The following is a 9,568-nucleotide window of genomic DNA, read 5'->3' on the forward strand; positions in this document are numbered from 1 at the left end:
CGATGAGTGCTCTCACCGCCGCCTTGTATGGCGCCCTGATCGTCTACCTTGGCGGTTGGTACCTGGATTACTGGTACGGCAATTTCTCGCTGCTGCTGTTCATCCTTTCCGCAGTGACCTGCGCCTTCTGGCTGGCCGAGCGTTTCCGCTTCCGGCCGGCACGCGAGAGGGCGGCCGCTCAACTCGAGTCCAGTGACGCCGCCCGCCGCGCCGAACTGGCCCGGCTGGGCATCGAGAAGGTCGACGGCGATGTCGCCGAAGCCCGCGACCGGGCGCTGCAGCAGCCCTGGTGGCTGGACTGGACGGCAGGCCTGTTCCCGGTGATCATCGTCGTGTTCGTGATGCGCTCGTTCCTCTTCGAGCCCTTCAAGATCCCGTCCGGCTCGATGATTCCCACCTTGCAGATCGGTGACCTGATCCTGGTGAACAAATTCCACTACGGCATTCGCCTGCCGGTGATCAACAAGAAGATCATCAGCAACCATGAGTTGCAGCGCGGCGACGTGGTGGTGTTCCGTTATCCGGTGGACCCGCGCATGGACTACATCAAGCGTGTGGTCGGCCTGCCTGGCGACGAAGTCTCCTACCTGAACGCACAGCTGAAGATCAATGGCCAACCCGCTGCGTTGACCTCGCTGGGCGAAGCCTACGATGACGAGAGCATCCACTACATGGCCCAGTTCAGCGAGCAGCTCGGGCCGGTGGAACACCGCATCCAGCGCCAGAAGCAGATCGCGCCGTTCAACGAGATGCAGGTCAGCCGCTTTCCTCAGCGCGAACTGTGCCGCTACAGCATCGAAGGTTTCGTCTGCAAGGTGCCGGCCGGGCATTACTTCATGATGGGCGACAACCGCGACAACTCGCTGGACTCGCGCTACTGGGGTTTCGTGCCGGACGAAAACGTGGTCGGCAAGGCGTTTTTCATCTGGATGAACTTCGGCAACCTCGGTCGCATCGGCGGCTTCCATTGATCCAACTTCCACTGACCTCAGGCGTTTGACGACAAGGGTGACATGGCCACAGCTAGCTTGATCCGAGCCCCCCGTGCCGCTGGCGCTGCCCGTCAGCGCGGCATCTCCTTCATGGGCATGGTGTTCCTGGCGATCCTCATTGCCTTTGTCGGCGTGGTGGCCATCAAGGTCCTGCCCACGCTGAACGAGTACTTCACAATCCGCCGCGCGGTGCAGAAGATCGCCGACAGCGGTGCATCCAGCGTGCCGGAGATCCGCCGGGCCTTCGAGACGCAAAAGCAGATCGAATATTCGATCAGCGACATTGGCGGCAGCGACCTGGAGATCGACACCACGGGTGACAAGGTGAAGATCCGTTTCGCCTATGACAAGGAAGTGGAGATCATGGATCCTGTCTTCCTGCTGATCAAATACCGGGGCGGCAACCGCTGAGCCAGCGCAAGCACCCAGACACGATGGATTCCCGCCACGACGCCCTGCAGAAACGACTCGGTCACCGGTTCAGCCGGCCCGAGCTGCTGCATCGCGCGCTGACCCATCGCAGCTTCGGTGCGGAGCACAATGAGCGGTTGGAGTTCCTGGGCGACGCGATGCTGAACCTGGCGGTGTCTCGCCTGCTGTTTGACCGCTTTGGCGAGTCCGACGAAGGTGATCTGACCCGCGTGCGAGCCCACCTGGTGCGCGAGGAAAGCCTGCACAAGGTGGCGCTCCAGCTGCGGCTGCCTGAAGAGCTGCGCATGTCCGAAGGTGAGGCCAGAGGCGGTGGCGCGCAGCGCGCATCCATCCTGGCCGATGCCGCTGAGGCCGTGATCGGTGCGGTCTACCTGGACGGTGGCTACGAGGCTGCGCACGGCCTGGTCGAGCAGTTGTTCGGTGAGATCATCGTCTCGACCACGGCTGACAGCTGGCGCAAGGACGCCAAGACCGAATTGCAGGAATGGCTGCAGGGCCGGCGGGTGCCGGTGCCCACCTACCGCATTTCAGCCACCCGCGGCCAGGCCCATGCGCAGACCTTCGAGGTCGAGTGTGCGGTGCCCAGCCTGCAAGTGCTGGAAACCGGCGAAGGGCGCTCGCGCCGTGCCGCCGAGCAAGATGCCGCGCACAAGGTGCTGGCCCGTTTGCAGGCCGACGAGGCCGCTCAGCACCGGCCGCCACGCGGCTGAGAGTCCAATGGCGTCCTGACAGCGGCGCTTTTCCTTTTTTCCTGCCCGCGCGCGGCTTTTGCGTCGCCGGCCCTTTGCCCTCAGAATCCCGCCGTGGACCCAGACATGCCCCCCATTCCTCCGTTGCCATCGCTGGACGACGCCGTTGACGACAGCGCAACCCCGGCTACCGCAATGAGCGCCGCCGATGCCGATACCGCGAATCCAAATGGCCAGCGCTGCGGCCTGATCGCGATCGTCGGCAGGCCCAATGTTGGCAAGTCCACGCTGATGAATGCGCTGGTGGGCCAGAAGATCAGCATCACCTCGAAGAAGGCGCAGACCACGCGGCACCGCATCACTGGCGTGCGCACGGTCGAGGAGGCACAGTTTGTCTTCGTCGACACGCCCGGCTTCCAGATGCAGCATGCCAACGCGCTGAACCGCACGTTGAACCGCACCGTGCAGTCGACGCTGGGCGACGTGGACCTGGTGCTGTTCCTGGTCGAGGCCGGCCGCTTCGGCATGGCAGACGCCAAGGTGCTGGCGCTGGTGCCCGAAGGCAAGCCGACGGTGCTGATCGCCAACAAGCTCGATGCAGTCCAGCGCCGCAACGACATGCTGCCCTGGCTCAAGAGCATGCAGGACCGGCATGCCTTCGCCGAGTTCGTGCCGATGTCGGCCCAGAAGCAGAGCGACGTGGACCGCCTGTTTGCCATCCTGAAGCCCTACCTGCCCGAGCAGGGCTGGTTCTACGAAGAAGACGCGCTGACCGACCGCAGCGAGAAATTCCTCGCCAGCGAGATCATCCGCGAGAAGCTGTTCCGCCTGACCGGCGACGAGTTGCCCTACACCTCTACCGTCGTGATCGACCAGTGGAAGGAAGAGGGCAACCTGCGCCGCATCGCCGCGACCATCGTCGTTGAGCGCGACGCGCACAAGGGCATGATCATTGGCGAAGGCGGCGAGCGCCTGAAGCGCATCGGCAGCGAGGCGCGCCAGGAACTGGAGCGCCTGATGGAGGCCAAGGTCTTCCTGGAACTGTTCGTCAAGGTGCGCTCCGGCTGGGCTGCAACCGAAGAACACCTGCGCAGCTACGGCTACGAATGACCGTGCCGGCGGACGCTGGCGGCCCGGTCAAGGCCAAGCCGCGGGCTGCAGCCAGTGCGCGCAGCCGTGCCAAGACCGCCGCGCTGCCACGCAGCCGCAACGCACCCGCGCCTGCCTACGTGCTGCACCGCTACGACTGGAGCGAGACCAGCCTGATCCTGGACATCTTCAGCCGCGAGCAGGGGCGCATCACCGTGGCCGCCAAAGGGGCCAAGCGGCCTTATTCGCAGCTGCGGCCAGTGCTGCTGCCGTTCCAGCGCCTGCTGGTCGCCGCCAGTCGGCCATCGCGTGACGAGACTGCCGACGTGCTGACGCTGCGCAGCGCCGAATGGGCAGGCGGCGGGCCCATGCTCTCTGGCGCCGCACTGTTCTCCGGCTTCTACCTGAACGAGCTGCTGATGAAGCTGCTGGCCCGGCACGACCCGCACCCGGTGCTGTTCGACGCCTATGCCGCCTCGATGCCGGCGCTGGCTGCGGCCGACGACACGCTGACCCAGGCGGCCTTGCGCGCCTTCGAGATCGTGCTGCTGCGCGAGATCGGCCTGCTGCCGCAACTGGACCGGCTGACGGGCAACGGCGCCGCGTTGGCCGCCGATGCAGCCTACCAGCTGCGGCCCGAGCTGGGCCTGATCGCCCAAGCGCAAGGCGAAGCGCCATTGGCCGGCCGCCAGCTGCTGGCCCTCCAGCAGGCATTGGATGCTGGCGAGATGGGGCGGCTGCAACGCCTGTGTGCCGACAACCTGCCGGCCCTCAAGACGACCTTGCGCGGCCTGCTTCACTATCATCTGGGCTCGCCCCGGCTGCGCACACGCGACGTGATGATCGACGCGCAGCAGCTGATGGACCGGCCCTCGCCGCGCGGCTGACCGACCGCTGCGTTCCCCGACCGCCTTCCCGCCGTTCGCGCCCACCCCGATGAATCCACTCGTTGCCCCCGAAGCCGCCGCCCATCCACTGGCTGGCCTGACCGCGCTGTCGGTCAACCTGAACAAGGTCGCGCTGCTGCGAAACACCCGCCACCTGGGCATTCCCAGCGTGCTGCGGGCCGCCGAGCTGGTGCTGCAGGCCGGCGCGCAAGGCATCACCGTGCATCCGCGGCCGGACGAGCGCCACGTCCGCGGCAGCGACGTGCATGAGCTGGCCGCGATGCTGCGTGAGCAGTGGCCGCAGGTCGAATACAACATCGAAGGCAATCCGCTGCAGAACCTGATGGACTTCGTGCGCGCCGTGCGCCCGCACCAGGCCACTTTTGTGCCCGACAGCGAAGGGCAGTTCACCTCCGATCACGGTTGGAACCTGCCGGCCGATGCCGACACGCTGCGTCCGCTGATCGCCGAATGCCACGCTTTGGGTGTGCGCGTCAGCTTGTTCATGGACCCGCTGCCCGACGCGATGGCGCATGCCCGCGCGGCTGGTGCAGACCGGGTCGAGCTCTATACCGAGACCTGGGCGAGTTCGTTTGGCACGCCGCGGCAGGCCGAGGTAGGTGCGGCCTTCGAGGCGACTGCCAAGGCCGCGTTGGCTGCCGGCCTGGGCGTCAACGCCGGCCACGACCTGAACCGCGACAACCTCGCGGAGTTCCTGCGCCTGGCTGCCGGCACCGCGGAGGTGTCGATCGGCCACGCGTTGATCGCCGATGCGCTGGAACTGGGCTATGCCGAGACGGTTCGCGCCTACCTGGCTTGCATTCACCAAGCCTCGCAATCGAAATGATCGTCGGCATCGGCACCGATGTCTGCGACATCCGCCGCATCGTCGCCACGCTGCAGCGCCGCGGTGATCGCTTTGCCGAGAAGGTGCTGGGGCCGGCCGAATGGCAGGTCTTCCAGCACCGTCGCGGTCGTGTCGAATCGCGGGGCCTCGCTTACCTGGCCACGCGCTTTTCGGCCAAGGAATCCTTCTCCAAGGCCATCGGGTTGGGCCTGCACATGCCCATGACGTGGCGCGCCTGCGAGATCCTGAACCACCCCAGCGGCCAGCCCTTCATCCGGCTGAATGGCGGCCTCGCCGACTGGTTTGCCGCTCGCGGCTGGCGCGCCCACGTCACACTCAGCGACGAGACCGACTACGTTTCCAGCTTCGTGGTCGTCGAGACCGATCCTGGTCGCGACGACGCCGCCCCGCCGCCTTGCATGCCTTCCTCTTCTTTCACCAAGCCATCTTGATGAGCGACCATCGCCCCGTCATCCTCGACATCGCCGGCATCACGCTGGACGCCAACGACCGCCGCCGCCTGGCGCATCCGCTGACCGGTGGGCTGATCCTGTTCACCCGCAACTGGCAGGACCGGCGCCAGCTCACCGAGCTGGTGGCCGAGGTCAAGGCCATCCGCGAGGACCTGCTGGTCACCATCGACCACGAAGGCGGCCGTGTGCAGCGCATCCGCAGCGATGGTTTCACCCACCTGCCGGCCATGCGCCACTACGGCGAGCTGTGGATGAAAGATGCCATGCGCGCCACCGCGGCGGCCAGTGCCGCCGGCCACGTGCTGGCCAGCGAGCTGCGTGCCTGCGGCGTGGACTTCAGCTTCACGCCGGTGCTGGACCTGGACCACGGCCGCAGCGAAGTCGTCGGCGACCGGGCCTTCCACCGCGATGCGCGTGTCGCCACGCTGCTGGCGCAAAGCCTGATGCTGGGCCTGCTGCAGGCCGGCATGCAAAGCTGCGGCAAGCACTTCCCCGGCCACGGCTACGCCACCGCCGACAGCCATGTGGCGCAGCCGGTCGACAAGCGCTCGAGGAAAGCCATCCTGGCCGAAGACGCCAAGCCTTATGGCTGGCTCTCGGGCTCGCTGACCGCCGTGATGCCGGCCCACATCATTTATCCCAAGGTGGATGAGCTGCCGGCCGGTTACTCGGCCACCTGGCTGCAGGACATCCTGCGGGGCCAGCTCGGCTATGCCGGCGCCATCATCAGCGACGACCTCAGCATGGAAGGCGGTCGCTGGTTGCGCGGCCAGCTGGTCAGCCCGACGGAAGCGGCAATTGCCGCGCTGAACGCCGGCTGCGACCAGGTGCTGCTGTGCAACCAGTCGCGGGTGGATGGTGGTGCGCCGCTGGACGCGCTGCTGGACGGCGTGAGCGAAGCGCAGGCGAAGGGGCGCTGGCAGGCCGACCCGCTGGCCGAAAGCCGCCGCGCGGCCTTGTTTCCGGCCACCACGCCGCTGCCCTGGGATGAGCTGATGCACCACGCGCCTTACCAGCTGGCACTGGAGCGCCTGCAAGGCTGAACCCAACGTTTCGATCAAGCGAAAAAAAGCCGCCCGGCCTCACGACCCGGCGGCTTTTTCATGCCCGCGCAGCTTCAGGCGGCGCGGGGGGCCGGCTTCAGTTGGAAGCCGAAGCGTCGAACGGCAGGTGCACCTGGTTCAGGTCCTTGCGGGTCTCGACCAGCACCAGCGGGCCTTCGTCGGCAAGTACCACCGGCGGCCGTTCGCGCGGCACGTGCACCGGCTTCGGTTCGGCGGCGATGGCAGCTTGCGCCGCCTGGATCTTGTCCACGTCCGAGTTGACCCAGGTCAGGCCTGCACCTTCGGCGATGCGCTGCAGGTCGTCCATCGGCAGCTCGAAGTGCACCGGGGCCGGCGCGGCCACCGGGGCGGCGACTGGCGCTGCGACCTTGGCCAGCACCACAGGCGCGGCCATTTCGGGCACTTCGACCACAGCTTCCGGCGCAGCAGTCAGCGCGGTTTCCACCGGGGCTGCAGACGGTTCGAAGCGGGCTTGCGGTGCGTCGCCATCGGTCTCGCCCTGGGCCACGGTTTCGCCGGCCTCGTTGCGCTCGCGGCGTGGCCGGTTGCGGCCACCGCGGCGGCGGGTGCCGTCTTCGGTGCCGGCGGGTTCGTCCGTTTCGACATTCGCTTCGACCGCTTCGTCGGCATTGCCGCCGGCTTCGCCTTCGTCGTTCACACCGTCTTCAGACGCTGCGCCAGCTTCGCCGCGTTCGCCGTCACGGCCACGGCCACCACGGCGGCGGCGGCGGCGGCGGCCTTCGCGGTCTGCATCGCTGCCCGCTTCGCCGGCTGGCAATTCGGCATCGGCACCGCCTGCGGCCAGTGCGGCCTCGGCGGTCTGGGCTTGCAACAAGGTCTCGTCGCTCACCGGCGCTTGCGGTTCACGTGCCGGGCGCTCGGTGCGCTCGCCGCGTTCGGCACCGCGCTCTGCGCGGTCGCCCCGTTCACCCCGTTCCGGACGCTCGCCGCGCGGCTTGCGGTCACCGCGCTCGGCCACTGGCGGCGTGCCGCCAGCGTCCAACGCCATCACGTCGGTGCGTTCGCCGCGGCGATTGCCGTCTCGGCCTTCGCGGTTTTCGCGCCCTTCGCGTGCCTCGCGGCCACCTTCGCGGCGCTTGTTGCTGCCGTCCGGGCGCGCTGCGCCTTCACCGCGGCCACCCTGGCGGGCACCTTGGCCTTCGCGGGCTTGCTCCGGCTTGCCGGCGCCATCACGCGGGCCGCGTTCATTGCGCTCGCCACGTTCACCGCGTTCGTTGCGGCGGCCGTTGCCATTGCCACCGCCTTGGCCGGCGCCGCGCGGCTTGTTGCCGTCGCGCTGGCCGTCACGGCCGCTGGGGCCAGGCTTGTTGGCGGTGTCGCTGTCTGCCCGCTTGACCGGTGCAGGCGCCGGGGCGCCGCCAAACAGGTTCTTCAGCCAGCCGAAGAAGCCGCCACCTGCAGCGGGTGTGGGTGCCGGCGCCGGGGCTGGTGCACGAGCGGGAGCAGCCACCGGTGCGGCGGCAGCCGGCACGGGGGGCGCAACCGGCGCGGCGATCGGGGCAGGCTGGTCGGGCAGCACACCCTTGATCACCGGTTCCTGCTTGGGCTTGGCCTTTTCGCGGCGCGAGATCGAGACCTCGTCGTCCGGCTCCTCGATCATCGTGTAGCTCGCCTGCAGGTTTTCCAGGCGCGGATCGTCGTGGCGCAGGCGCTCCAGCTTGTAGTTCGGCGTCTCCAGGTGCTTGTTGGGCACCAGCAGCACGGTCGTGCGCTGCTTCAGCTCGATCTTGGTGATCTCGGTGCGCTTCTCGTTCAGCAGGAAGGAGGTCACTTCCACCGGCACCTGCACGTGCACGGCGGCGGTGTTTTCCTTCATCGACTCTTCCTGGATGATGCGCAGGATCTGCAGCGCGGAAGATTCGGTGTCGCGGATGTGGCCGGTGCCGTTGCAGCGCGGGCAGGTGATGTGGCTGCCTTCGGACAGCGCCGGGCGCAGGCGCTGGCGGCTCAGTTCCAGCAGGCCGAACTTGCTGATCGACGAGAACTGCACGCGGGCGCGGTCGAAGCGCAGTGCGTCCTTGAGGCGCTGTTCCACCTCGCGGCGGTTCTTGCTGTCCTCCATGTCGATGAAGTCGACCACGATCAGGCCGCCCAGGTCGCGCAGCCGGCACTGGCGGGCGATTTCGTCGGCAGCTTCCAGGTTGGTGCGGGTGGCGGTTTCCTCGATGTCGCTGCCACGGGTGGCGCGGGCCGAGTTGACGTCCACGGCGACCAGCGCCTCGGTGTGGTCGATCACGATGGCGCCGCCGGACGGCAGGTTCACCGTGCGGCTGAACGCCGTTTCGATCTGGTGCTCGATCTGGAAGCGTGAGAACAGCGGCGCGTCGTCGCGGTAGCGCTTCACCCGTGAGGCCGATTCCGGCATCACGTGGTTCATGAACTGCTGGGCCTGATCGTAGATGTCGTCGGTGTCGATCAGGATTTCGCCGATGTCCGACGTGAAGTAGTCGCGGATCGCGCGGATCACCAGCGACGATTCCTGGTAGATCAGGAACGCACCCTTGCCGGCCTTGGAAGCGCCGTCGATGGCCTCCCAGAGCTTGAGCATGTAGTTCAGGTCCCACTGCAGTTCGGGCGCCGAGCGGCCGATGCCGGCGGTGCGGGCGATCAGGCTCATGCCCTTGGGATATTCGAGCTGGTCGAGGTTTTCCTTCAGCTCTTCGCGCTGCTCACCCTCGATGCGGCGCGAAACGCCACCACCACGCGGGTTGTTGGGCATCAGCACCAGGTAGCGGCCGGCCAGCGAGACGAAAGTCGTCAGCGCCGCGCCCTTGTTGCCGCGTTCTTCCTTCTCGACCTGGACCAGCAGTTCCTGGCCGTTCGAGATGCAGTCCTGGATCTTCGCGTCGCGAACGCTGACGCCTTCGCGGAAGTAGGTCTTGGCGATTTCCTTGAACGGCAGGAAGCCGTGGCGGTCTTCGCCGTAGTCGACAAAACAGGCTTCGAGCGAAGGCTCGACGCGCGTCACGACGGCCTTGTAGATGTTGCCCTTGCGCTGTTCGCGCCCTTCGATCTCGGTCTCGAAGTCGAGCAGTTTCTGCCCGTCGACGATGGCCAGACGCCGCTCTTCCGGC

The 9,568-nt window shown here is 67.2% G+C and carries 9 protein-coding genes; 8 read left to right on the forward strand and 1 reads right to left on the reverse strand.

The annotated features are described in order from the left end of the window. The first annotated feature begins 2 nt into the window (after window positions 1–2). From lepB to nagZ, 8 genes are all read left to right on the forward strand, one after another. On the forward strand, window positions 3–971 hold the full coding sequence (gene lepB / locus ACAH41_RS24895) for a signal peptidase I (protein WP_325650593.1): 969 nt from the start codon (window positions 3–5) through the stop codon (window positions 969–971). 42 nt (window positions 972–1,013) lie between these two features. After that, complete coding sequence (locus tag ACAH41_RS24900) at window positions 1,014–1,403, forward strand: DUF4845 domain-containing protein (protein WP_325650595.1); 390 nt, start codon at window positions 1,014–1,016, stop codon at window positions 1,401–1,403. A 23-nt stretch (window positions 1,404–1,426) separates the two neighbouring features. Beyond that, the gene (rnc, locus tag ACAH41_RS24905; protein ID WP_325650597.1) at window positions 1,427–2,134 is read left to right on the forward strand and encodes a ribonuclease III; all 708 of its coding nucleotides are present in this window, start codon (window positions 1,427–1,429) and stop codon (window positions 2,132–2,134) included. A gap of 105 nt (window positions 2,135–2,239) precedes the next feature. After that, window positions 2,240–3,223 carry a GTPase Era gene (gene era / locus ACAH41_RS24910; RefSeq protein ID WP_370538583.1) on the forward strand — a complete coding sequence of 328 codons (984 nt, stop codon included), beginning with the start codon at window positions 2,240–2,242 and terminating at the stop codon, window positions 3,221–3,223. Between the two features lie 83 nt (window positions 3,224–3,306). Further along, window positions 3,307–4,089 carry a DNA repair protein RecO gene (gene recO, locus ACAH41_RS24915; RefSeq protein ID WP_370538586.1) on the forward strand — a complete coding sequence of 261 codons (783 nt, stop codon included), beginning with the start codon at window positions 3,307–3,309 and terminating at the stop codon, window positions 4,087–4,089. A 49-nt stretch (window positions 4,090–4,138) separates the two neighbouring features. Next, the gene (locus ACAH41_RS24920) at window positions 4,139–4,936 is read left to right on the forward strand and encodes a pyridoxine 5'-phosphate synthase (RefSeq protein WP_325650601.1); all 798 of its coding nucleotides are present in this window, start codon (window positions 4,139–4,141) and stop codon (window positions 4,934–4,936) included. Then, the gene (acpS, locus tag ACAH41_RS24925) at window positions 4,933–5,388 is read left to right on the forward strand and encodes a holo-ACP synthase (RefSeq protein WP_325650602.1); all 456 of its coding nucleotides are present in this window, start codon (window positions 4,933–4,935) and stop codon (window positions 5,386–5,388) included. Before ACAH41_RS24920 ends, acpS begins: the two co-directional genes overlap by 4 nt. Further along, a complete protein-coding gene (gene nagZ, locus ACAH41_RS24930) occupies window positions 5,388–6,452 on the forward strand; it encodes a beta-N-acetylhexosaminidase (RefSeq protein WP_325650603.1) in 1,065 nt (354 codons plus the stop codon). The genes acpS and nagZ overlap by 1 nt, the downstream gene beginning before the upstream one ends. Before the next feature lie 97 nt (window positions 6,453–6,549). On the opposite strand, the gene ACAH41_RS24935 is transcribed toward nagZ, so the two are convergent. Then, on the reverse strand, window positions 6,550–9,568 hold a 3,019-nt coding region (locus ACAH41_RS24935; protein ID WP_370538584.1), incomplete at its 5' end, for an Rne/Rng family ribonuclease.

The sequence above is a fragment of the Ideonella sp. genome (genome assembly GCF_041287625.1).
GTDB lineage: Bacteria > Pseudomonadota > Gammaproteobacteria > Burkholderiales > Burkholderiaceae_C > Ideonella.